At 72.5% G+C, this 25919-nt stretch carries 9 protein-coding genes; all 9 read left to right on the top strand.

What is annotated here, in order from left to right; translation table 11 throughout:
• Positions 1 to 84 precede the first annotated feature (84 nt).
• The gene (locus tag DK389_RS34110) at positions 85 to 234 is read left to right on the top strand and encodes a hypothetical protein (RefSeq protein ID WP_236960761.1); all 150 of its coding nucleotides are present in this window, start codon (positions 85 to 87) and stop codon (positions 232 to 234) included.
• Positions 231 to 1142 (top strand): methyltransferase, encoded by a 912-nt coding sequence (locus DK389_RS09225; protein WP_236960760.1) that lies wholly within the window; start codon positions 231 to 233, stop codon positions 1140 to 1142. The genes DK389_RS34110 and DK389_RS09225 overlap by 4 nt, the downstream gene beginning before the upstream one ends.
• Entirely contained in the window at positions 1139 to 1789 is a 651-nt protein-coding gene (locus tag DK389_RS09220; RefSeq protein ID WP_109889026.1) for an AAA family ATPase, read from the top strand. Before DK389_RS09225 ends, DK389_RS09220 begins: the two co-directional genes overlap by 4 nt.
• Positions 1786 to 4200, top strand: coding sequence for a tryptophan 7-halogenase (locus DK389_RS09215; protein WP_109889024.1), 2415 nt, complete (start codon positions 1786 to 1788; stop codon positions 4198 to 4200). The genes DK389_RS09220 and DK389_RS09215 overlap by 4 nt, the downstream gene beginning before the upstream one ends.
• Complete coding sequence (locus tag DK389_RS09210; RefSeq protein WP_109889022.1) at positions 4197 to 5069, top strand: hypothetical protein; 873 nt, start codon at positions 4197 to 4199, stop codon at positions 5067 to 5069. Before DK389_RS09215 ends, DK389_RS09210 begins: the two co-directional genes overlap by 4 nt.
• 8 nt (positions 5070 to 5077) lie before the next feature.
• The gene (locus tag DK389_RS09205) at positions 5078 to 5995 is read left to right on the top strand and encodes a radical SAM protein (protein WP_109889020.1); all 918 of its coding nucleotides are present in this window, start codon (positions 5078 to 5080) and stop codon (positions 5993 to 5995) included.
• A gap of 490 nt (positions 5996 to 6485) precedes the next feature.
• Entirely contained in the window at positions 6486 to 7283 is a 798-nt protein-coding gene (locus tag DK389_RS09200; protein ID WP_109889018.1) for a SapC family protein, read from the top strand.
• 191 nt (positions 7284 to 7474) lie between these two features.
• The gene (locus tag DK389_RS34105; RefSeq protein ID WP_236960759.1) at positions 7475 to 13522 is read left to right on the top strand and encodes an LEPR-XLL domain-containing protein; all 6048 of its coding nucleotides are present in this window, start codon (positions 7475 to 7477) and stop codon (positions 13520 to 13522) included.
• Positions 13519 to 25890: a beta strand repeat-containing protein gene (locus tag DK389_RS34100; protein ID WP_236960758.1), complete on the top strand. Its 12372-nt coding sequence runs from the start codon at positions 13519 to 13521 to the stop codon at positions 25888 to 25890. Before DK389_RS34105 ends, DK389_RS34100 begins: the two co-directional genes overlap by 4 nt.
• Positions 25891 to 25919: the final 29 nt, after the last annotated feature.

The raw sequence follows: 25919 nt of genomic DNA, 5'->3' as shown, positions 1-25919 counted from the left end.
GGATTGGAATGTGGCGCGAACGATCAGCGTCGAGGATTTTTTGTTGATCCAGCGTCTCACGCCAGCATTCGCGAATCGGTGTCGATGAACGCGCCGCGTCGGGCGCCCGCGGCGGTGGAGACAGGCTTCCCGCTTGTCGAGCGGTTTCTCGAACACGAGATCGAGGCGCGCGCCCTCGGATTCGCCCTCGATCGCGGCCTGATCGACCGTCTCGCCCGCGGCCCCTCCCGATGATCGCCCTCGCCGATCGCGCAGGGCTCCCGCCGGAGCGGCTCGCCATGCTCGTCGGCCTGCTTGCCGCGTCCGGCGTGCTGGAGGAGCAGGCGGAGGGCGTGACGCTCGCCGCGGATTTCCGGGCGGTGCTGCCGGCCCGCGACCTGATCGAGGCGAAGCTCGCCTTCGCCGCCGCCGCGGCGGAGGATCTGCGCACCCTCTTCCCCGCCTTCGTCGGCGACATGCCGGCCTTCATGGGGCGCTCGCGCACCTTCGAGCTGTTCCGCTACGACCGCTGCTTCGACCTGACGCCGGAGAATCTCGCCGCGACCCGGCGCTGGGTCTCCTACACGACCTGCCTCACCCGCTACGAGGCCGGCCCCTGCCTCGACCGAATCGACCTGACCCGCCATCGGCGCCTGCTCGATCTCGGCGGCAACAGCGGCGAGTTCGCGGCGCACGCCTGTGCCCGGGCCCCTCATCTTTCCGCGACGGTGGTCGACCTGCCCGTGGTCTGCGCGCTCGGCCGGGAGAACCTCGCGGGCCGGGCGGAGGGTGCGCGCACCGCCTTCCACCCTTGCGACATGCGCCGCGATGCCCTGCCGACGGGGCATGATCTGATGACCTTCAAGTCGGTCCTGCACGATTGGCCCCCCGAGGAGGCGCGCGCTCTGCTGATTCGCGCAGGCGCCGTTCTGGAACCGGGCGGCCGCCTCGTGATCTTCGAGCGGGCGCCGCTGCCGAGGCGTGGGCGGAGGGCGGATTTCGCGTCCGCGCCGAACCTCGTCTTCGAGCCCTTCTTCCGCCCGGCCGATCTCTACCGCGAGGTCCTGCAGGGCCTCGGATTTTCGGAGATCACGGCGGGCCTTGTCGCGCTCGAGACGCCCTTCCACCTGATCGAGGCCCGCAAGCCGGGGCCGCGTCCGTGAGCGGGCCGGCCTTCGTCGTCGCCGTCGCCGGACCGCCCGGCAGCGGCAAGACCAGCCTCACCGAGGCGCTGTGCCGCCATCTCGGCGGTGCGCCGATCGTCTCCTACGACGCCTACGAGCGCATCACCGACTGGCCGCCGGACAGGGTCGCCGATTGGCTGCGACGCGGCGCCCCTCTGGCCGAGGTTCCGCTGCCGGGGCTGGCAACCGACCTCGCCGCCCTCAGGCGCGGCGAGGCCGTGCCGGACCGCGCCCGCGGCGGCACCCTGCGCCTCGGGCGCGCGGAGCCCCGGATCGCGCTGTTCGACACGCTGCTCGGGCGTGCTCACGCGGGCACGGGCGCCTTCATCGACCTTCTGATCTGGCTCGACGTGCCCCTCGACGTGGCGCTCGCGCGCAAGCTCCGCAGCTTCACCGCGGAGGCGCTGCGGGATCCGCGGGCGGGACCGCCCCTGCTCACCGCCCTCGACGCCTATCTCGGCCGCTACGAGACCCTGCTGCGGCCGACCTACGCGATCCAGCGGGAGCGCGTGCGCCCGGGCGCGGATCTCGTTCTGCCGGCGGCTCCCCTTGCCGACCTCCTCGCCGCGGCGCTACCCGCCCTGGCCCGCGCCATGCCGCGAGCGGCAGCCGAGATCCCGCGATGATGCGCCCGTCCTCCGACACCTCAGCCCCGCGCGTCGTCGTCGTCGTCGGGGGCGGCCTCACCGGCTGGATGTCCGCGGCCTACCTGCGCCGCGTCCTGCGCCGGCTCGGCTCGCCGGTGACCCTGGTGGCTGGCGCCGGCACGCCGGCGCCCGGTGCCCTCGCGACGCGCCCCGTCTTCACCCGCTTCCTGCGCGGCTTCGCGATCGACGAGGCCATCTTCATGCGCCGCTGCGGCGCGACCTACGCGCTCGCCAACCGCTACGACGACTGGTTCGAGGCGGGCGCCGGCCACTGGCACCCCTACGGCGAGTGCGGGCCGCGCATCGACGGCCTCGACATCTTCCATCCCTGGCTGAAGGAGCGGCTGGAGGGCGGCACGGCGGGGCCTTACGCGGATTACGCCCCGCAGACGCACATGGCGGCGGCAGGCCTGGGACCGGCGCCGGACACGGGCGGCTCGTCGGTGACCGAGGCGGGCAGCTACGGCTATCATCTCGACCGCGCCGCCCTCGTCCGCTTCTTCCGCGAGATCGCGCTGTCGGAAGGGGTGCGCGCGGTGCCGGGCCGCGCGGTCTCGGCCGAGACCGGGCCGCTCGGCGACGTCGCGGCCATCGCGGTCGAGGGCGGCGCGCGGATCGCCGGCGACATCTTCGTCGATTGCACGGGCGAGGCGGCCTTCCTCATCGGCGGCACCCTCGGCGAGGCCTGGATCGAGGATCCGGCGGCAGGGGCCTGCGACCGGCTCGCGAGCGTGTCGCGGCCGCCCGACCCCGCGCGGCCGTCCTTCGCCGCCTATGCCGGCACGCGAGAGGGCTGGACCCAGCGGCTGCCGCTCGCGGGCCGCACCGAGATCGCGCTCGCCTACCGGGCGGAGCTGACGAGCCAGGAGGACGCCGAGGCGGCGCTTCGCGGGCTTGCCGGGGCCGGTCCCGACGGTGCGGTGCGCCACCGCGTCCTGCGGGCCGGCCGCCGCCGGGCGCCCTGGCTGCGCAACGTCGTCGGGATCGGCGGGTCCGTCCGGGAGTCCGGTCCCCTCGGAGGCTTCGAGGTCGACCTGATCCCCTGCGCGCTGGAGGCCTTCGTGGAGCACCTGCCCCGCGGCGAGGGCGTGGCGATCCTGCGCCAGGGCTACGCGCGGCGGATGGCGGATCTCGCCGACGAGGCGTCCGGAGCGGTCGCCCTGCACTTCGCCCTCGGCCGCCGTCCGGAGCCGTTCTGGGCGGCGGCCCGCCGCGCGCCCCTGCCCGACGCCCTCGCCGATCGCCTCGACCTCTACGAGATCGGCGGGCGGGTCGCGGTGCCGGAGGCGCGCCTCTTCGGCGAGAGCGACCATTACCGGCTGCTGGCGGGGGCCGATCTCCTCCCGCGGCGGGCCTTCGCGCCGGTGGACCTTGCGGATCCGCGCGGCCTCGGGACGTTCCTCGCCGGGATCCGGGCCCGGGCCGAGCAGCTGGCCGGGACGATGGCGCCCCACGCGCTCCTGCTGGAGCGGCTGCACGGCCCCGTCGAGACTCCCCGCCCGGACGCCCGCCTCGCGCCCGCGAACCGCGCCGCGACGGGGCCGGCGGCCCTGCGCCGGACGCCGGAGGGCGCCCGCGTCGCCGACCTCGTCGCCGCCCTCGGCCAGCCCTTCGGCTACGAGCGCTCGGTGAAGGCCTCCGCGGGCACGCTCCAGTCCGACCGCTTCCTGATGAGCCTGCACCGGACGAGCCTCGGCCCGGAGCCCGGCCCCGTTCTCAAGGGGCTCGCGGCCAAGCTCGGCCTCGGGCCTGCCGAGCGGGCCGAGGCCGCCGCCCACATCGCGGAGGCCGACCTCCTCCATCTCGGATACGAGGACGGCCCGTCCGGGCCGCTCTACAAGCTCTACGTCGAATGGTCGGCCCGCACGGACGCCGCCTGGGCGCGCGAGGACGAGGGGGAGGGCGAGCCGCTCCTCGTCCACCGCGCCTACAAGTGGGATCCGCTCCGGCCCGGGCCGGCGATCGTCACCCTCTACCACTGGCCGCGGGTGCGCGGCCCCGACGAGATCGCCGCGCGGCTCGCCCGGATCGGCGCCGGCGAGGCGGGCTGGGGCGAGGCCGGCCCCCGCGTGCTCGGCGTGGCGCAGGCCCTCCTCGAGCTGGCGCGGGCGAGCGGGCGCGGCGCGCCCCACTACCTGGAGGCCCGCGAGGCACCGGGGCCGCGGCTCTCCTACGACCTCAACCTCTACGCCTGCGGCCTCACCGTGGGTGCGGCCGAGAATCTGCTGCTTGCGGCCTTCGCCGATCTCGGAGTTCCGGGTGCGGAGGCCGCCGCCATCCTCGCCGAGCGCCGCGACGAGGCCCTCGGGCACGTCGCGGGCGGCGTCGGGCGGGACGGGCGGCCCTTCCTCACGCTCTATTCCGGCGTCGCCGCAGGATCGGAGCGGTGAGGCTTGATCCCGCCCGCGTCGAGCTCGCCGCACCCGGCGACCGCTACGCCGATTACTGCCTGTGGGACTACGAACCCCTGGGGCCGACCACCGGCCGCCTGCGCCAATCGACCCTGCTCTGGCACTCCCTCGCGAGCGCCGGCGCGCATCCGCGCCTCTTCGCCATCTGCGATGCCCTGCGCGACGGCCTCGGGCCCGGGCACAGCGTCTGGGGCGCCAAGCGGCGTGGGGACGTCACCACCTGGGAATTCTACTTCTACGACTATGCTCGGCTCGACCGCGCGGTCTCGATCGCGCGGGTGCTGGCGATCCTCGCACCCTTCGCGAACTCGGATCTCACCGGCCTGGAGGCGCGCCCCTACTTCATGTTCTCGCTCGACCTCGACGAGGCCCTGGCGCGGGGCGAGCGCGACCTCGACCAGATCAATGTCTACGTCGGCAATCCCGGCAGCAGCGTCTCCTCGGGCCTCTCCTACGCCCTGACCCGCGAGGGCCTGCGCTTCGACAACCTCTACAGCTTCTTCGACGCGGCCACCGAGCGCGAGGCGATCCGCGCGAAGACCGCCTGCTCGGCCCATCTCGACCTGCCCGGCCTCGATCTCGACGCGATTCTCTGGCCTGAACTGATGGGCTGCCGCACCGTCGTCGTCGCCAACAAGCGCCTGTGCGAGGGCGTCTACTTCTCGCGGATCGGAATCGACCCGTTGATCCTCGCCCTCGAACGGCTCGCCTACCCGGAAGACCTCGTCGCCTTCCTGCGGGATGAGCGGCGGCGGCTCTCGCACCTGCTCTTCGACGTCGGAATCGACTACGCCGTGGTCGACGGGCGCCCGCGGGTGACGAAGAGCGCCTATTACGGATTGCTGTGAGGCCGCGGATGGGACGCTACGACCACGCGGCCTACGTCTCCCTGACGATGGAGTTCCGCTGCAATCTCAAGTGCGTGCACTGCATGATCGAGGGGACGATGGACCGGCTCGCGCCGGAATCCGATGCCCATTTCGAGGCGGTGCTCGCGCAGAACGCGCGGGAGCGGCGCTGGAACGGCCTGATCCTCACCGGATCCGAGATCACCCTGAGACGGGACCTGCCGGACCTCGCCCGCCGCGCCCGGGCGAGCGGCTTCGAGCACGTGCGCATCCAGACCCACGGCATGCATCTCGGCCAGGCGAGCTTCTGCCGGCGCCTCGTCGAGGCCGGCGTCGATGAGTTCTTCGTCTCGATCGCCGGCTCGGACGCCGAGAGCCACGACGGCCTCACCCTCGTGCCGGGCTCCTTCGAGCGGGCCCTCCGCGGGCTCGAGACCCTCGACGCGATGGAGGGGATCGCGACGCTCACGAATACCGTGGTGACGGCCAGGAGCTACCGCCTCCTGCCCGGGATCGTGGAGCGGCTCGCCCACCTCAAGCGCCTGACCCAGATGGAATTCTGGGTCTACTTCCCGATGGCCGAGCGCGACGAGAAGGATCTCGTGGCCTCCCACGCGGTGCTGCTGCCCTACCTACGCGAGGCCGTCCTGCGCGCCCGCGCCCTCGGCCGGGCCGTCGAGATCAAGAACTTCCCCGAATGCCTTCTCGGCGATCTCGGCGACGCGCTCGTCAACGGCCAGCCGGAACTGCACATCGACCCCGATTTCTGGCGGGAGTTCGAGCGCAACGGCTTCTACCAGTGCGTCCACCGCGACGCCTGCGCCTCGCGGGAATGCCTCGGGCTCAACACGGCCTACATCGCCAAGTTCGGAACGGAGGCGGACCTCCTGCGGCCGATGCGCGGACGGCGCCGGGCCGCGATCTGAGCGAGGCGGCCCGGCGTGCCGCAATCCGCCTGCGGCCGGGCGCCTGCCGGCGGCGCCCCGCGCTGCATCGGTTCCCGGCCGGAAAACCTCCGCACCTGGGGCGCCCCGGTATTCATCCGCAAGGCGGTCGTTTTCAGGTCACGGGGCCGATCGGCGCGTGCTTGGGCGGGTTAAGGACTGGTGGAGATGGCCTGAAAGCCACCAAAATCACGCCTCGCCATTGGCGCGGCCTGAATTCCCGGCCGCGAATACGCTGAAACGAGGCGCGGATCGGCTACGAACCGGCGATCATTTTTCAATGTACTGGCAGACAAAGGCCACGCTTTCGAGCGCCTTTGATTTACCTCAACTGTGCCTTTCAGAATACGACGTCCGGTGTGAGACGCAGGATCAATACGAAACGCACCGACCGCCTCCGCAACGTGCGACCGCCTTGTTATCAAGCGTACGGAACGATGCGGGAATCGCACATCCATCCCCTGGGGGAACCATGACCAAACAACTTCTCATTTACGAGCGCGCGGTGCCGGTGACGCGGCAGCGCCACGGATCCTGGTCCGTCAAGGCCGGCGCCACCTTCGACTTCGCGCGGGGCGTCAATTCCGTGCCGCTGATGGTGGCCGAGTTCGGCAACGCCTCGGCCGAGTACACGATCGTGTTCGGCGGCGCCGCCGACGAGATCATCCCGGTGGCCCTCCTCGGCATCCGCGACAACGAGAACCTCTACGTCAACGACACCGGCGCCTGGGCGGGCAACTACGTTCCGGCCTTCCTGCGCCGCTATCCGTTCGTGTTCTCCAGCGACAACGCGAACGATGCCGACGCCACCTTCACCCTGTGCGTGGACGAGGAGTTCGCCGGCTGCAACGACGAGGGCCGCGGCGAGCGCCTGTTCGACGCCGACGGCGAGCGCACCCAGTACCTCCAGAACGTGCTGGGCTTCCTCCAGGCCTATCAGGTGCAGTTCCAGCGCACGAAGATCTTCGTGAAGCGGCTGCAGGACCTCGACCTCCTGGAGCCGATGCAGGCGCAATTCACCCTGCGCACGGGCCAGCGCTCGACGCTGTCGGGCTTCAGCGTGGTCAACCGCGAGCGCCTGAAGGCGCTGCCGGCCGACCGGCTCGCCGAGCTGATGCAGGCTGACGAGCTGGAGCTGGTCTACCAGCACCTCGCCTCGCTGCGGAACCTGACCCCGATCGCCGAGCGGATCGGGGGCGGAGCCGCCGCCGAAGCGCCCGATACGGCCCCGGCCGCGCCGGCCGACTTCGAGACGTCGGGCAACGCCTGACGCGACTTCGCCCCGGCCGCTCCTCGCGGCCGGGGCGAAGCCTCTCCAGCCAAGGACCGTCGCGCCGGGGGGAGCGACGGACCCGTCATCTGACCTTGTGACCGAGTAACCCCGGCAGCCCTTCGGCGTGCCGGGTTCTTGCGCCTCGTGCACGCCACCGTGGCGCGCGCTCTTCGGCTGGAGAAAGTGGGATGGCTTTTCCGTTCAAGTCGGAAGGCTTCTGGGGGCCGCTGTTTCGCCGCCGCAACCGGCCGAAGCCGGCCGAGGACGCGGCGCGCGCCAAGCGTCCCACCAAGCGCCAGCTCGTCATGCGCCTCAAGGCGAAGACGGACCGGATGCTCTACCGCGACCGGCTGATCTTCGATCCGCTGGAGCCGCGCGTCCTCCTCAACTCGGACATCACCTACACAGTGCCGTCCGACCCGCCGACGCAGGAGCATCAGCTCCTCGTCAAGCTCGTGCAGGAAACCCAGGGCGCGAACCAGTCTGCCACCACGATCCAGCGTATCCAGATTCTCGACTTCACAAACGGCCGAGAGGGTAGCGTCCTCCACACCTTCGGCGACGTCGCCTCGTTCAGCACCTTCACGATCCAGGGCTCGGCCGCGAACAAGGACGTCATCACCGTCGATGTCGCCACCTTCGACGTCCTGCCGGACGGACGCCGCCCGACGCTCGCCGTCAGCGATACCAGCGCCGTCGACGGGGACGGCATTGTCCTGCGCAACGGCACTGGCGCGCGCTTCGCGCTGACGGGCTCCGACGCGGGCACGATCGCGGCCGGCAAGTTCACGGGCAGCTTCTCGGGCGTCGCGAATCTCACCGGCGCCTCGGCTGCCGCCGACACGCTAGCGATCGGCTCAGGCGGCAGCCTCAGCGGCGTCTTCTCGGGCGGCAAGGGGTCCCTGCAGCTCGACCTCTCGGGCATTGTGGCGGGCGACCTCGACGCGACGCTCGCGGCGCGCACCGGCGGCTATACCCTCGGCCAGACGGCCGGCTCCTCGGCCGCGGCCTTCGCGAGCCTCGCCTTCACGGCGCCGACCACGAATTTCGGCGTGCTCCTCGGCGCCGGCAACGACACGCTGCACCTCTCCACCCTGCCGCCCGGCACCAGCTTCAGCCTCAGCGCCGGCGCCGGCAACGACGCCCTCGTGTTCGACACGAACCTCACGGCCACGACGGGCAGCCTCGCGGTGAGCTTCGACGGCGGCACGGGCGACGACCGCATCGATCTCTCGGCCGACGTCAAGGCGCAGGCCGGGGACATCGGGATCACCTTCCGCGGCGGCTCGGGCGATAACAGCCTCGTGGTCGCGCAGGGCAAGACGATCCAGGCGAGCGGCGCGGTCACCCTCGCGACGGATGCGACGGTGAGTCCGGTTCTCGTCACGAGCAACGGCGACCGCGCGGCCAGCGCCGTCGCGCGGATGGGCGTGACGATCAACCAGGGCGCCGTCATCGGGGGCACCTCGGTCTCGATCGCGGTGCGCAGCAGCATCACGGTCGCCGACGCGGCGCCCATCAACACCCAGACGCTCTCCGTCTCGACCACGGGCGGCGCCCGGATCACCCTCGACGGCACGGTCACGGCGCTCGCGGGCGCCGCCGAGCTGACCACCGACGTCGAGAACAGCGTCACGCTCCGCTCGGCGCTCTCCTCGCAGCTCAAGCGCATCACCCCGACGCAGACCAACATCTCGGCCATCGCGGTCGGCGCGACGGGCGCGGTCAACGGCGGCACGATCAAGCTCGCGTCGACCACGCGTGCCACGGTCGACGTCAAGGCGGTCGGCCTCGTCCTGCCCGGCGCCGGCACCTTCATGGACACGGCGAAGCGCACGGGCGACACGCTCAAGGGCATCGTCACCGGCGAGAGCAGCCTGTCGGACGTGTTCACGCCGGCCGAGCTCGCCGTCGAGGGCGTGATCAAGAAGGCCGAGACCACCGTCACCAACACCACGCAGGTCACCGTCGACAAGGATGCGCGCCTCACGCAGACCGGTGCGGCGACGCTGCCGGGCAGCGACCCGGCCGTCGCGGTCCGGCTCGCGGCGACCGACACCACCACCGTGACGACGAAGCTCGTCGCGGCCGACAACGCCAACATCCCGATCCTCAGCGACATCCTCAACCTGTTCGCGCTCACCGGGAACCAGACCGTCACCCGCACGACGAGCGTCGATGTCGGGGTGGCGGCGAACGGCACCCTGCCGACGGCCGCCCCCCTCGCGACCGACCCGGCCGTGATCACGGCGGAGGGCGGCGTCGCGCTCCAGGCGGAGAACCGCGGCAAGCTGCTCGTGAAGATCGGCGCCGCCACCGAGGCGCCCGACGATCCGGTCAACCCGACCAAAGCGCTCGCCGGCGACGGCGAGGACGACGGCTCGCTCGCCGCGCCGGTCAAGGCCGGCGCCGCCCTGATCACCGCCAACGACACCGTGCGCGTCGCCGTGCGCGGCGTCGCCGTCACGGGCGCCTCGCTGCTGGCCGTCGCCACCAACAGCACCGAGATCGAGGCCCGGGCGATCCAGGCGCGCAACCTGCTCACCGGCGCGACCAGCGCGACGGCCGAGAAGGCCCGCCTCTCGGCGGGTGCCGGCAGCATCACCGTCACCGCCATGGACGCCACGGTGGCCCGCGCCATCGCCGTGCCGACCGACATCACGACGCTCGACCAGCAGGTCGATTCGGCCGTCGTCAGCCAGGGCGCGGTCGCGATCGGCCGCGGCTCGGCCATCAACACGGCGGAGCGCGACGTCACCGCCGCCCTCACGGATTCCATCGTGGCCGGCGAGACCGGCGTCACCCTGACGGCCGAGAACGCCCTCGACCTGACCACCACGGCGCAGGCGTCGAGCGCGCCGAGCAAGTTCGGCGTCGCCGGCTCGCTCGCCGCGAACGTCGTGCTCGGCAGCACCACGGCCACGATCACCCGCGGCAGCGTCGCGGCGGCGTCGGGCGACGTCACCGTCAGCGCGGGCGACGTCTCGAAGATCGATTCGCGCGTCGAGACCACCGTCGAGGGCGGTTCGAAGGGCGGCGGCACCGCGATCGGCGGCGCGGCGGCCTTCAACGTCGTCGGCTACGGCCTGACCGGCATCGCGACGAGCGCCATCGCCGACAAGATCGTCGGCACCGCCCTCGACGCAGTGCTCGGCACGGGCTTTTTCACCGTGCTCGCCACGCAGTCGATCGTGGCGCGGATCAGTGCTGCGAACGTCACCGCCTCGGGCGCGGTCGGCGTCAACGCGGCGAGCGCCGGCACCGTCAACGCCACGGTCAGCAACACCGTGACCGTTCGCACGCCGGAGCAGAATGCCGCCGCAGCGATCAAGAACCGGGACAAGGGCGTCGCTATCGACAAGGCGCGGGCGCTTGCCGGCAAGACGCCCCTCAAGACGGTGGCCGGCAGCGGCACCACGACGAGCGCGGGCTCGCGCAGCTTCGGCGGCCTCATCTCGACGAACCGGATGGCGCGCTCGGCGACCGCCGAGATCGTCTCCGCCGCCACCATCACGGCCGGCGGGGAAGTCGGTGCTCGGGCCGCCGACACCTCGACCATCAACGCCAACGTCAAGCTCGTCTCCTCGGGTCAGGCGTCGAGCGACGGCGGCCTCAAGAAGCAGGCCCAGATCCAGTCCGACTACCAGGCGAGCAGCGCGACGCCGGTGGCGATCAAGCTCGGCCAGCGCGTCGCGCTGACCTTCCCGGACGCGATTCCGACCATCCCCGTCCTCGACAAGGTCAAGGGGGCGCTGCCGACCTCGACGACCGCCGCGCAATCCGGCCAAAAGCCCGCCGCCAGCCCCGCGACCCGGGTCATCCAGCCCGGCAGCGTGGTGCTCGTCAGCGAGGGTCATCCCGCCGGCAAGGGCGAGGTCGGCTCCTATTACCGCTACGTCCCCGCCACCGCCTCCGCGGCGCTCAACCTCGCCACCACCGATTTCACGGTCGCGGGCACCTGGCAGAAGATCGGCCCGAAGGACGCGATCTACGCCTGGATGGGCGCGGACAAGACCGTTGCCGATCTCGACCTGCGCAGTGCGAACTACGCCGACCTCGACCTCTGGCGCCGCGTCGGCGACGGCGAGGGCGCCACCAGCGGCACCGGTGCGGCGAAGGCCGGCGGCTCCGGCGCCACGGCGGCCGGCGGCATCGTCGTGCGAAACGAGATCCGGGGCGGGGCGAGCGCGAGCATCACCGGCTCGACCGTGACGGCGGGCAGCGTCGCCGTCTCGGCCGAGCGCGCCGCGACGATCACCGCGAAGGCCGACGCAACCGTCGAGGCCATCGCCACGATCAAGGAGCAGACCGGCACGGCCACGGACGGCACCGCCGGCACCGGCACGGCGAGCACCGTGCCCGGTCAGACCTCGGCCTTCGACAAGCCTGCCGGCGCCACTGCCCAGAACACGCGCGCGACCGCGCTCGCCATCAACGGCGTCATCGCCACCAACACGATCCTGTCGACCGCCGAGGCGCGCATCGCGAACGCGTCCATCACGACGACGGGCGGCGACGGCTCCGTCTCGGTGACGGCGAAGACCGAGGGCTCGATCGAGGCGAAGGTCGCCGCGCAGATCACCGCGGCCTCCCAGGGCGCCGCCGGCGAGTCCGATCCGACCGGCGTCGCCGACGCGGGCGCCACCGACACCGGGACGACGGGTGGCACCGGCACGACGGGCGGCACCGGCACGACGGGCGGAATGGGATCGACTGGCGGCACCGGTCTCGCCACGCCGCCGAGCACCACGGCGCGGGCGGCGGGCATCCAGCTCGCTTTCAACGCGATCGGCTACGAGAGCAGCAACCTCGCCTTCGACACGATCAACGCCCTGGTCGGGACCAATCTCGGCAGCGCCTCGTCGGCCCAGGCCGTCGCCGAGATCACGAACAGCACGGTCGCGGCCTCCGGTGCCATCACCGTCGCAGCGGAGTCCTCCGGCGCCATCGCGGCCGAGCTCGGCAACGAGGTCAGCGCCTCGGCGAAGGCCGCCAGCGCCGACGCGCTCGCCGTCTCCGGCCTCGTCGCGATGAACCGCGTCAGCGGGGCGGCCCGCGCCACGATCGATGCGCAGGGCAGGACCGTCGCCGGGACGGACGTCTCGGTCACGGCGAAGGATACCGTCTCGATCGAGGCCGAGACCACGGTCGGCGCCTCCGCCAAGGCCGTGAAGACAGGCTCCGTCACCGGCGTCGAGCGCAGCGCGGAATCGCTGCTCGCCGAGTACACCTACACCACCGCCTCGGGCTCGCGGGCGATCAAGTTCGGCGAGAAGATCCGCCTCAGTGACACTTGGACCCCGACCGGCACCGGCGTGGGCGAGAAGGGCGCGGTCTACCAGTACATGGGGACCGACAGCGCGACGCCGCTGAACCTCGGCGACACGACGCGCGACTTCTCAGATTTCTCGGTCTGGAAGAAGCTCGACGCGGCCAACGTCGTGCCCGGTGGCACAACGGGCTCGAAGCCCAAGGTCGGCAAGATCGATTCGAAGGGCTTCGGCGCCATCTTCGCGCGCAACGCCGTGCAGGGCCAGGCCGAGGCGAAGATCGTCAACACGGCCATCGAGGCGCGCGGCGACGTCACGGTCTCGGCCGATTCCGCGGCCTCGATCCAGGCGACCGATGCCAGCGAGGTCGAGGGCGGCACCGCGGCCGGCGGCGTCCTCGTCTCGAACAGCGTGCTCAACGGCGCCACCGCCTTCATCGCCGACAGCACCATCGACGGCGGCACGGTCGCGGGCGCGAAGACCGCGTCGGGCGGCGCCGTCACAGTCAGCGCCGTCAATGCCTCCGAGATCGAGGCGACGGCCGAGGGCGCGGTCGCGGGCGAGACCACGGCACTCGGCTTCACGCTCGCCTTCAACACGGTCGGGTTCGCGCAGGACAACCCGCTCTTCATGGCCGTCGACACCATCGTCGGCGACCCGCTGATCGCCACCGCCACGAAGTCCGAGCAGCCGGTGGGCGCGAAGGCCTACATCACCGGCACCACGGTGCTGGCCGAGGGCGACGTCTCGGTCACGGCCGAGAGCGAGGCCAAGATCACGGCCGAGGTCGGCAACGAGGTCGCCCAGGCCGACGCCGAGGATACCGAGCACGCGGCCGAGACCGGCGCGCGCGGCATCTCGGCCGGCGCCGTGCTCGCCTCGAACAAGGTGAGCGGCCGGGCCGAGGCCTATATCGGCGCCCCGACCGAGGCGGCGCAGGCCCGGCCCAGCCCGCCGCGAACGTGACCTCAACGGGGGGCAGCGTCACCGTCTCGGCGACGAACCACGCCGCGATCGAGGCCGACAGCGCGATGATCGGCTCGTCGTCCGTCTCCGGCACCGTGGCAGCGCTCGCCAAGAAGGCCGCCGAGACCGCGCTGACGATCTACGACTACACGACGAAGTCGGGCACCAAGGACCTGAAGACCGGCGACCGGGTGCGGCTGGCCGCCGACTACGCGGTGGGGACCGGCGCGAACGCGGCCATCGCCGGGCGGGTCTACATCTTCATCGGCACGTCGCGCAGCGTGAACCTCGGAACCTCCAATTACGGGGACACGACCCTCTGGTTCGCGGTCGCCGAGGGCGCCAGCGTCGTGACGAAGCCGGCGCCCGCGGGCACCACGGCCACGACGACCAACACCACGACGAACGCGGCCGGCACCGCCGAGACGACGACCGTCACGACGCCGGAGGGCACGACGTCGGTGACGCGCCTCAAGGCGCGCTACTCGTCCCTCGACGGCTACCAGTTCATGCGCACCGGCCAGACGGTGCGTTTCTCCCCGAACGACACCAACACCAAGGGCGTCGCGGGGACGATCTACATCTATCGCGGGCCGGACAACGCCAAGGTCACGCTCCAGGGCGAGGATTACCTCAGCGACAACTGGATCCCGGCCCCGGCCCGGACGGTGCTGCCGGCGCTCGACAAGGTGGCCGACCCGGCTCCCCCGGCGACGCCCGCGACGCCGCCCGCTTCGGGCACCACCGCCCCGACGGCCCGCACGCCCGCCTCCTCCTCGAAGGCGTTCGGCGGCCTCATCGTCTTCAACGAGGTGAATGGCGGCGCCAGCGCCCGCATCACCGACGCCACCGTGACGGCGCACGCCGACCTCTCCGTCCTCGCCAAGGACGCGGCCGACATCGCCGCCACGATCGTCAGCACGGTCACGGCCTCGGGCGGCGCTTCCTTCCAGGCGAAGACCGGCACGGCCGGGACCACCAGCGGCGGCGCGGGCGGCGGGACGCTGATCGCGGCCAACGGCATCGCGGCGACGAACGTCGTGCGCGGCGGCGCGGGCGCGAGCGTGCTGCGCTCGACGATCGAGGCGACCACGGGCGACCTCGCCGTCGAGGCGGAGAACGAGGCGGGCGTGGATGCGCGCCTGCGCGCGGCCTCCACCACCTCCGGCGGAACCGAGGGCGGCGTCTCGGCCGCGGTGACCCTCGCCTTCAACTCGGTGGGCTACGAGACCCAGAATCTGCTGTTCAACACGATCGACGCGCTGATCGGCTCGCCGACCCTCTCGAACGCCTTCGGCGGCGAGGTCGGCTCCGGCGCCAAGGCGACGATCGTGCAATCCTCGGCCAAGGCCGGGGGCGACCTCACGGTCGCGGCGACCTCGTCGGCCAAGATCAACGCCACGATCAGCAACGCGGCCCTGTCCTCGACCGACTCGATGAAGGGCTCGGGCGGCACGGGCTTCGGCCTCGTGCTCTCCTCGAACAAGGTGAGCGGCAGCGCGCTCGCGCGCATCGACAACACCGGCGCGACGGGCCGGACGGTCGAGGCGGGGGGCGCCCTCTCGGTGACGGCGCAGGATGCCGCCGGCATCACCTCGAACGCGCAGATCGTGACGAGCTCCACCGTGGTGAAGACCGATGGCGGCGCGGTCACGAACCAGTCGAAGCTCAACAAGTTCCTGCCGTCCGACTTCTCGACGAACCCGAACGAGACGCAGTCGGCAACGCTGCAATCGAACCTGATCAAGAACCGCAAGGATCTCCTGCCCGCCGAGGTGACGGCGCTGGAGGACAAGATCGCGGCGCAGGTCGAGCGGGTGAAGCAACTCGTCATCGAGGCGCGCTCGCAAGTGGAGCGGGCCACCGCCTCGCTGGAGCGCGCCCAGGCCGAGCTCAAGGCGAAATCCGACGCGGCGACCCAGCTCCGCGCGGTCTACAAGGCTCTCACCGACGCGATGGAGGCGCTGGCGGATCCCGCCAACACCAAGATCCCGGCCAACGACACGACGACGCTGCGAGCCCGCCTGCTCGCGGCGGCCGACGAACTGAAGAAGGTCGCCGCGACGGACATCCTGAAGCCGGAGACCGATGCCCTGCGCGATGCGGCCTACCGCGTCGCCGCCGAGGCCGCGGCCCGCGGCTATCTCGACGACGCGGCGCTCCGCAAGAGCAGCAACGCGGCCCAGAAGGCGGTCGGCGACACGATCGGGCGCGTCGTCGGCATCGAGAAGCTGACGCTGGCCGCCGGCGAGAAGATCGTCGCGCTGAAGGAGGGGCTCGATGCGTTCCTGAAGCCGCTCGGCATCAGCACCGCCGATTTCGTGACCCTGGATTTCACGGCCCTCGGCCAGCCGCCGAAGACCGCCAACCTCCAGACCGTCACCTTCGGCACGCGGGTGCGCATCGCCGACGGCTACGCCAAGCCGACCTACCAGATCACCACCACCGAGCGGGTCACGATCAAGACCGGCGACACGATCCAGACGGCGGACGGCGCGGTCTACAAGTACGTCGCCGCCGCGACCCTGACCGACAAGCAGCCGAGCACCGTCGACGTCATCGCGAAGACCGCCGGCAAGGCGGATTGGGTCAAGATCGCGAGCAAGGCGAGCGACTACAAGGCGGGCGACATCTACGTCTACATGGGCGCGTCGACGAACCCGGACGGCACGCCGGTCAAGATCGACCTCGCCGCCACCGACTTCACCGACAAGCTGCTCTGGAAGCGCGCGCTCGACTCGAACTTCATCCCCGACGGACTGAAGCTGCCGGGCACCACGAGCACCGGCACCGGAACTGGCACGCCCGCCATGCCGGCGGCGCCCGCCGCGGCGACGCCTGCCACCACGACCGACGCGCCGACCGGCGACCCCTCCGCTGCCAATCCGGGCGCCGCGCAGCCGCAATCGGCCGCCGCCCTCGCGATCGGCGGCCTCGTCGTGCTCAACAGCGTGCACGGCGACGCGACCGCGCAGATCGTCGCCACCACCGCGACCTCGGGCACGGGCGCGATCACCGTCTCCGCCAAGGAGACAGCGACCATCACCGCCACCGCCGACAGCGCGGCGACGGTGAAGTCGGCGAGTTCCTACAAGCCGACGAACGGCCAGCCCGCCCCGGCCGCCGGCAGCACGCCCACGGCGGACCCGGCCGCCGGCACGCCGGCGATCGGCACCAAGACGCAGACGAAGAGCCTCGCGCTCGGCGGCGTCATCGCCACGAACAGCGTGCTCGGCGCCGCCGACGCCGCGATCCTCGACAGCACGGTCACGGGCGGCGGCGGCCTCTCCGTCACGGCCGACAACACGGCTACGATCCAGGCGACCAACAAGACCGCGACGTCGAGCGATCAGGGCGCGGTCTCGATCACCCTCGCCTTCAACACGATCGGCTGGAAGGAGCAGAACGTCCTGTTCCGCGCCGCCGACACGATCACCGGCCAGCCGCTGATCGCGCAGGGCCTCAACAACGACGACACGCCGTCCGGGGCCACCGCCCGGGTCCTGCGCACGGGCGTCGCCACGGGCGCGGGGAGCGCGCTCACCGTCTCGGCTACGTCCAGTGCGACGATCGAGGCCAAGATCACCAACAAGGCCAGCGCCGCGAACGCGGTGCTGAAGGACGCAAGCGCCTACGCGGTCGGCGTCGCGCTCACCGGCAACATGGTGAATGCCCGCGCGCTCGCGACCCTCGACAATTCCACGACCGCGAAGACGGTCGATGCCGGCGGCGCGATCACGATCTCGGCGACGGGCGCCGGCAGGATCGACTCGCAGAACAGCCTGTCCTCGCTCGCGAGCCTCACGAAGCCGAGCGTGCTCGAGGACTTCGCCAACAAGATCCTCGACGACTACACCTACACCACCAAGTCGGGCACCAAGACCGTCAAGTTCGGCGACATCGTCTTCGCCAAGGAGAACGGCCAGGAGAAGCGCTACGTCTATTTCGGCGCGACGAAGAGCGTCAATCTCGCGACCGAGATCTTCAGCGAGGCTAATTCCTGGCGCGAGAACAACCTCAAGGAGTTCGTGAAATTCCTGCCGCCGGGCGTTCTCAACCTCGGCGAGAGCAAGGACACGGGCGGCTCCGCGACGGCTCCGGCGCAGGGCTCGACCTCGGCCGGCAGCACCGCGGCCTCGAAGCCCTACGCGGCGGCGGCGAGCGGCATCCTCGTCTCGAACGACGTGCGCAGCACCGCCGCGGCGAGCCTCGTCAACGCGGCGGTGATCCAGGCGGGCGACGTCGCGGTGACGGCCGCGCAGACGGGCTCAATCGGGACGAGCGTGACGAGCAAGGTCGAGTCGAAGCTGAAGCCCGGCACCAAGCCCGGCACCAAGGAATCGGTCGCAATCGGCGCCGTCATCGCGGCGAACGTCGTCACGGGATCGAGCCTCGCGACGATCACCGGCTCGAAGCTCGGCGATGCCGCGACGGGCAAGACGGTCGGCAACGTCACGGTCGAGGCCAGGAACACCGGCAGCATCAAGGCCACCGTCGACAGCACGGTGGAATCGAGCGGCACCGCGGTCGGCGTCACGGCGGCCTTCAACAAGATCGGCACGTCGAGCCAGAACGTGCTTTTCGACCTCTCGGACGCGATCCTCGGCACCGACCTCGGCACCGTGATCCAGGGGGCCAACACCTTCGAGGCGACGGCCTCGATCTCCGGTCAGCCGATCAACGCCACCGGCACGGTGACGGTGGCGGCGCAGTCGAAGGCGACGATCGACGCCCGGATCGAGAACGCCGTCACCACGGTCGGCGCCCAGGTCACGAGCGTCGGCGCGGTCGTGGCGCTGAACTTCGCCCGCCTCTCGACCTCGGCCACCATCGCCGACGTGGCGAGCCTCAGGGCGGCCGGCGGCGTCGCGGTCTCCGCGACGAGCGAGTCGCGCATCGACGCGGTCGTCACGGCTCCCGTGACGGCGGTGGCCTACCGGATGCCGCCGACGGACCCGGCGAGCGGCGGATCCACGGGCGGGACCTCCGGCGGCACGACGGGTGGCACGGGCGGCACCGGCACCGAATCCGGCAAGACGATCGCGGTCGCGCTCAGCGTCGCCCGCAACACCATCGCCGAGGAGGCGCTCGTCGCCGGGATCGACCGGGTCGGCGACCTCACCGCCAGCGCCGGCAACGTGACCGTCGCGGCCAAGAGCGACGCGACCATCAATGCCAAGGCGACGGCGACCGCGATTGCGGTGCTGCTCAGCACCGAGGACGGCAAGAACCTCGGCTTCGCGGGCGGCGGCGCGCTCGGCTTCAACACGATCCTCGGCGGCGTCGACGCGCACATCGCGGACAGCAAGATCACCGCCTCGGGCACCCTGGCTCCGAGCCAGGACGGGACGGGCGGCAGCGGCGGCATCTCCGTGTCCGCGCGCAGCGATTCCGACATCACCGCCGAGACGGCGGCCGCGGCGGCCGCGGTCATCGTCGGCAAGGGCGCCTCGCAGGCGGTCGCCATCGGCGTGACCCTCGCCTTCAACATGATCGGCTTCTACGGCAGCGGCCTGCCGACCGGCGCGAACTTCAAGGACGGCACCGGCCGCTCCCTCGACGTGCGGGCGAGCGTGGCGCGGTCGCGCCTCACGGCCGGCCGCAAGGTCGCGGTCGAGGCGGAATCCGCCGAATCGATCATCGCGAAGACCACGGCGGCGGCTGTGGCGGTCGGCGTCTCGACGGGCGGCGGCAGCGGCGGCACCGATCAGAATCTCGCCCTCTCGGGCGGCGGCCTCTATGTCGGCAACAAGATCGTCACGGCAACCTCGGCGATCATCGACGGCACCGGCAGCACCGACGACGCGGTGAGCTCGGGCGCGGGCGGCGTCACCGTCGCGGCCAAGGACAAGGCGATCATCCGGGCGACCTCGGTGGCGCTCGCGGTCTCGGCCAACCTGTCGGCCGATTCCAGCAATTCGAGCACGAAGCCGACGGTGTCGATCGGCGCCGCGCTCGCCGACAACGAGATCCAGAGCGACGTCACCGCACGCATCACGCAGGTCGCGAACGTCTCGGGCTCCGGCGCCGTCTCGGTCTCCGCCGCGCGCGAGGCCAAGATCTTCGCGCAGACCTTCGCGGCCTCGGTCGCCGCGCAGGTCAGCTCGCAGGGCCAGGGCGTCGCCGTCGCGGGCGGCGGGGCGCTCGCCCTCAACAATGTGGGCGGCTCGACGGTCGCCGAGATCCTCGCCTCCAAGGTCGGCGACGGCACCACCGATGCCGCGAAGGTCGGCAGCCTCACCGTGGCGGCGAGCGACATCGCCGAGATCGCCGCGCTGACCGGCGCGACCTCGATCGCGCTCGCCGGCACCAGCGGCGACAAGGCGACCGGCGTCGCCATCGGCGCCTCCGTCTCGAACAACGTGGTCGGCTCCGCGGCCGCCGTGCGCGCCACGCTCTCCGGCACGCCGGTGCGCGCCGCGGGCGCGGTGAGCGTCAGCGCCACGTCGAAGGAGACCGTCGACGCCACCACCGTCGCCGTCTCGGTCGGCCTGTCGGGCAGCACCAGCGGCAGCGCGACCTCGGTGAGCCTCGGCGGCTCGGTCGCCCGCAACGTCATCGACGTCGCGACCGTCGCCGAGATCGTCAATGCCGGCGTGATCGATGCCGGCAGCCTGTCGGTCACGGCCCTCAACGAGTCCGGCATCAAGGCCAATGTCGGTGCGGCCTCCATCGCGGCCGGCCTTGGCCAGGGCGGGGCGATCACGGTCGCCCTCGCCGCGAGCGTGGCGCTCAACAGCGTCACCGGCAACGTCAGCGCCTCGGTGCAGAACGCGCAGGTGACGACCCGCAGCGGCGGCGTCACCGTGACGGCCGACCGCAAGGGCCGGATCGAGACCCTCGCCGCGGCCGCCAGCGTGGCGGTGGGCGTCAGCAGCGGCGGCAAGGGCGTCGGCGTGTCCGGCGCCGGCGTCGGCGCCGTCAACACGATCAACAGCAGCACGACGGCCTCCGTGCAGGGCGCCTCCATCGATGCGGCCGGCGCGGTGACGGTGGCGGCCTCAAGCCTCGCCACCATCAAGGCGGACGTCGTCGCCGCGGCGGCCTCGGTCGGCGTCAGCGGCGGCGGGTCCGGCGGCGCGGGCGCGCTCGGCATCGCCATCGCCTACAACGAGATCGGCCGCTGGACCGCCTACGATGCGGCCACCAATACGATCAGCGAGACGCCCGCGATGAGCTCGCGCGCCGACGTCTCGGCGACGCTCTCGAACACCTCCGTCGCGGCGACGGGCGCCCTCGCGGTGACGGCCGCGAGCCAGAACACGATCACCGCCAACATCGCGGCGATCGCGGTCGGCGCCACCGTCTCCAGCTCGAATGCCGTCGCCTTCAGCATCGGCGGCACCTTCGCCATGAACAATATCGGCCTCGCCACCGCGGCGCTGGTCGACGGCGACAGGACCGGCACGGGGATCGGCCTGTCGGCCGCGGGCGCGACGGTGACCGCTCAGGACACCTCCGCCATCTCGGCCACCGCCCTCTCGGCGAGCCTCGCCCTCGCAGCCTCGCCCTCGAACGCGGTCTCCATCGCGGTCGGCGGCAGCATCGCCCTCAACAGCATCGCCAACGACGTCTCGGCGGTGGTGCGCAACATCGACCGGACGCTGCAGACGAGCGGCGCCATCCTGGTCAGCGCCAAGTCGGCGGGTTCGATCAAGGCGAACGCGGCCTCGGCGGCGATCAGCATCGGGGCCGGCGCCTCGAACGGCGTCGCGATCAGCGCCGCGATCACCTACGCGCGCAACGTCATCACCACGAGCACCCGCGCCCAGGCCGCCGAGAGCGTGCTCAAGACCACCGGCACCGGCGACGTCTCGGTGAAGGCCGAGGCCTCGGCGACGATCGAGGCGAAGATCCTGGCCGCCGCGCTGGCTGTGGGCGTCGGCGGCTCGAACGGCGTCGGGGTCGGCGTCGGCGCGGCCATCGCCGAGAACCGCATCGGCACCTGGACTCCGTCCGGCACGGACGGCTCGACCTCCTACGCGCTCGCCATAAACGGCGGCACCGTGACCGAGGCCTCGCTCACCCGCGTCGCCGTCGATGCCAAGGGCGCGCTCACCGTCGACGCGCTCTCGAAGAACGCCATCACGGCCGACATCGCCGCGCTCTCGGCGGCGCTCGCGGGCGGCGGCTCGAACGGCGTCGGCGTCAGCGCCGGCGCGACCGCCGTCATCAACGCCATCGGTGTCTCGACCCGCGCCTTCATCGAGGGCAACGGCGTCGTGGGCAGCGCCATCGCCAGCAACGCGATCACGGCCGGCGCCGTCACGGTGCAGGCGCAGGACACGTCGAGCATCGTCGCGAACGCGCTGACCGCGGCGGTCTCCGCCTCGCTCGGCGGCACGGCCGGCGTCTCGGTCTCGATCGGCTTCGCGCTCGCGCTCAACACGATCAACGCCGCCGCCCAGGCCTACATGCAGAACGTCGGCAACGGCGTCGCCGCGGCGGGCGCTCTGCTCGTCAACGCCCGAAATGCGTCCACCATCCGGGCGAACACGACGGCCGCGGCGGTGAGCCTCGGCGGCGGCGGCACGGCCGGCGTCGCGGTGGCGGGCGGCGGCGCCTTCGCCTTCAACACGATCCGCTCGGTGACGAGCGCGATCGTCGATGCGAGCCCGATCACGCAGAGCGGCAGCGTCACCATCACGGCGGCGGGCACGTCGCAGATCGAGGCGCGGGTGCTCGCGGCGAGCGCCGCGGTCGCCCTCGGCGGCTCGGCGGGCGTCGGCGTGGCGCTGGGCGCCTCGGCGGCCGCCAACCAGATCGGCGGCTGGACCTCGACCGGCACGGGCAAGGACCGGGTCGACACGGCGGTGGACGGCCAGGGCTCGCTCGTCGAGGCGCGCCTGCGCAACGGCGGCGTCACGACGGCGGGCGCCCTCAAGGTCGAGGCGACCTCGACCCAGTCCATCACCGCGCAGGTCGCGGCGGCGGCGGCCTCGATCGGCGGCGGCGGCGCGGCGGGCGTCGGCGTCTCGGCGGCGGGCGTCGTGGTGACGAACGCCATCGCGGTCTCGACCCGCGCCACGATCGATGGCGCCGGGACCGGCATCACGGCGGGCTCCATCACGGTCAACGCGGCGGATTCCTCGACGATCGACGCCTTCGCGGGCTCGGCCTCGCTCGCCGGTTCCGGCGGCGGCTCGGCCGGCGTCTCGGTCGCGGTCGGCTTCACCATCGCGCTCAACAGCATCGCGGGCGCGGTCGAGGCGAGCATCGCCAACGCGGCCGCCCTCATCCAGACGAGCGCGGCCGGCATCTCGGTCACCGCCTCGCGGGCGGGCCGGATCAACGCGGCGGCGGCGGCGGCGGCGATCAGCCTCGCGGGCGGCGGCGCGGCGGGCGTCGGCGTCTCGGGCGGCGGCGCCTTCGCCTCGAACAGCATCCGCGGCACGGTCAACGCCACGGTCGATTCGAGCCGCATCACCAGTGCGGCCGGACTCACGGTGACGGCGACCGCCACGTCGCAGATCACGGCGATCGTCTCGGCGGCGGCCGCCTCGGGCGGCGGCGGCGGGGCCGCGGGCGTCGGCGTCGCCCTCGGCGTCGGCGGCGCGGAGAACCGGATCGGCCGCTGGACCACGAGCGGCACGGACGGGAACCGCAAGGACACGCTCGCCGCCGACGCGATGGCGGTCGAGGCCGCGGTCAAGAACGCGACCCTCGACATCGCGGGCGCGCTCGCCGTCGAGGCGACCTCCAACCAGACCATCTCGGCGACCGTCGTCGCGGCCGCGGCCGCGATCCAGGGCGGCGGTGCGGCCGGCGTCTCGGGCAGCGGCGCTGGCGCGGTGACCGCGAATGCGATCGGCGTCGTCACCCGCGCGACGATCGACGGCGACGGCACCGGCGGCATCCAGGCCGGCAGCGTCAGCGTCAAGGCGAGCGACACCTCCGCCATCACGGCGGCGACCGGCGCGGCCGCCCTCTCGGCGGCGGGCGGCGGGGCCGCGGGCGTCTCGGTCGCGGTCGGCTTCGCGCTGGCGCTCAACACCATCGCGGGCACAGTCGAGGCCGCGATCCGCAACGCGGATACCGGCCTGACCACCCGCAGCGGCGGCGTCTCGGTGAGCGCCACCAGCAACGGCCGCATCAAGGCCGTCTCGGCGGCGGCGGCCCTCTCGGTGGGCGGCGGCGGCGCGGCCGGCGTCTCGGTGAGCAGCGGCGGCGCGGGCGCCGCCAACGTCATCACGACGAAGACCAACGCCCTCGTCTCGGGCAGCACGCTCACCGTGCGGGGCGGCGCCTCCAGCGTCACGGCCTCGGCCACCTCGGACATCCAGGCCCTGATCGTCGCGGCGGCCGCCGCGGCGGGCGGCGGCGGGGCGGCCGGCGTCGGCGTCTCGGTCGGCGTCGGCATCGCGGTCAACGTCATCGGCGCGGGCAACGAGGTCCAGGCCTCCCTCGGCACCACGAGCGCCGACGCGGACGGCGCGCTCTCCGTCACCGCCACCGCGCGGCAGACCATCAAGGCGGACGTCGCGGCGGTCTCGGCCTCGGTCCAGGGCGCCGGTGCGGCCGCCGTCAGCGTGGCGGGTGCGGGCGTCGGCGCCAGCAACGTCATCGCGGTCGCGACCCGCGCCACGATCGACGGGGACGGTGCCACGGGCATCCGGGCGAGTGCGGTCTCGGTGACGGCGCAGGACAATTCGGAGATCACCGCCACCGTCGCCGCCGCCGGCATCGCGGGCAGCGGCGCGGGCGTTGCGGCGGTCGGCGTGACGATCGCAGCCTCGAACGCCACCAACACGATCGGCAACGCGGTGGAGGCGACGATCCGCAACGCGGATACCGGCCTCACCGCGACGAGCGGCGACGTCTCGGTCGGCGCGACGAGCGGCGGCTTCATCAAGGCCGTCGCCGCGGCGGCGACGGTGAGCCTCGGCGGCGCCGGCATCGCCAACGTGCAGATCTCCGGCGGCGGCGCCTCGGCGCTCAACATCATCACCACGCGAACCCGCGCGGCGATCGAGAAGGCGACCGGGCAGGGCGCGAACAACAAGGTCACGGGCGCGGCGGCCGTGCGCGTCACCGCGACGAGCACGCAGGCGATCGACGCCAACGTCACCTCCCTCGCCGTCGCGGGCGGCGGCGCGGGCGTGGCCAGCGTCCCCGTGGCGATCGGCCTCGCGGGCGCCCAGAACATCATCGGCGACTGGCAGACGAAGGGCTCGGACGGCAAGAATCTCGCCCAGCCGGCGCTGCGCGCGAACGGCAGCGCCGCCGTCGAGGCCGTGATCTCCGGCACGACGGTCGACGCGCAGGGCAGTGTCGCGGTCGGCGCGACCTCGGCCAGCACCATCAACGCGATCGTCGCGGCGGGTGCCGCCGTGGCGACCGGCGCCACGGTCGGCGTCGGCGTCGCGGGCTCGGGCAGCTACTCGGGCAACGCCATCAGCATCGCCACCAAGGCGTCGATCGAGGGCGCCACGACGCGCGTGACCGCGGGCGACGTCTCGGTTCGCGCCCAGGACCGGGCCGTGATCTCGGTCGATGTCGGCACGGCGGCCATCGCCGCCGCGGGCGGCGCGGTCGGCGTGGGCGGCGCGATCGGCGTCGCCACGGCGCTCAACGTCATCGACAGCGCCCTCACGGCGCAGATCGACTCGGCGGGCGTCACCACCCGCACGGGCGGCATCGCGGTCGAGGCGCTGGTGCCGTCCGACGATTCGGCGACCCCGGGCTTCGAGGGCTCGACCATCAACGCCAAGGTCGCCGCGGCCTCGGCCGCTCTCGCGGGCGGCGGCGTCGGCGTGGCGGTCTCGGGCGGCGGCGCCGTCGCGACGAACCTGATCGGCGGCTCGACCCGGGCGACGCTCAACAATGCCAGCCTCGACGCCAAGACCGACGTTTCGGTGAGTGCGGCCAACAGCAGCCGCATCAACGCCGAGGTCGCCGCGATCGCGGCCGGCGCCAGCATCGGCGGCGTCGCCGTGGCGGCGAGCATCGGCACCGGCGTGGCGATCAACCTGATCGGTACGGGCTCGGGCAGCACCTCGGTGCCGGCGCTGGCCATCGAGGCCCTGTCGACGAACAGCGGGATCAAGGCCGGCGGCAACCTCGCCGTGCAGGCGACCTCCGGCCAGCGCATCGACGCCTCGATCAAGGCCGGCTCGGTGGCCGTCTCCGGCGGCGCGATCGGCGTCAGCCTCGCGGGCTCGGGCGCCGGCACCACGAACCGCGTCGCCGCGCAGGTGAATGCGGGGATCGACGGGGACGGCACCGGCATCTCGGCGGGCGACGTCACTGTCGCGGCGCGCGACACCTCGACGCTCACGGTCGATACCGGCGCGGCCTCGATCGCGGCCTCGTTCGGCATCACGGGGGCGCCTCGGTCTCCGTCGCGGTCGCGGCGGCGAGCAACCTGATCGCCAACGGCGTCGCGGCCTTCATCCGC

The organism is Methylobacterium durans (genome assembly GCF_003173715.1).
Classification (GTDB): domain Bacteria; phylum Pseudomonadota; class Alphaproteobacteria; order Rhizobiales; family Beijerinckiaceae; genus Methylobacterium; species Methylobacterium durans.
Note: the sequence above shows the minus strand (reverse complement) of the source record. Positions and strands in the feature narration are given on the sequence as shown.

What these genes read in the sequence shown, in the direction of transcription:
- DK389_RS34105 (WP_236960759.1), top strand. Translation starts at nt 7,475, where the DNA reads ATGGCTTTTCCGTTCAAGTCGGAAGGCTTCTGGGGGCCGCTGTTTCGC.
- DK389_RS09200 (WP_109889018.1), top strand. Translation starts at nt 6,486, where the DNA reads ATGACCAAACAACTTCTCATTTACGAGCGCGCGGTGCCGGTGACGCGG.
- DK389_RS09215 (WP_109889024.1), top strand. Translation starts at nt 1,786, where the DNA reads ATGATGCGCCCGTCCTCCGACACCTCAGCCCCGCGCGTCGTCGTCGTC.
- DK389_RS34110 (WP_236960761.1), top strand. Translation starts at nt 85, where the DNA reads ATGAACGCGCCGCGTCGGGCGCCCGCGGCGGTGGAGACAGGCTTCCCG.
- DK389_RS09225 (WP_236960760.1), top strand. Translation starts at nt 231, where the DNA reads ATGATCGCCCTCGCCGATCGCGCAGGGCTCCCGCCGGAGCGGCTCGCC.
- DK389_RS09205 (WP_109889020.1), top strand. Translation starts at nt 5,078, where the DNA reads ATGGGACGCTACGACCACGCGGCCTACGTCTCCCTGACGATGGAGTTC.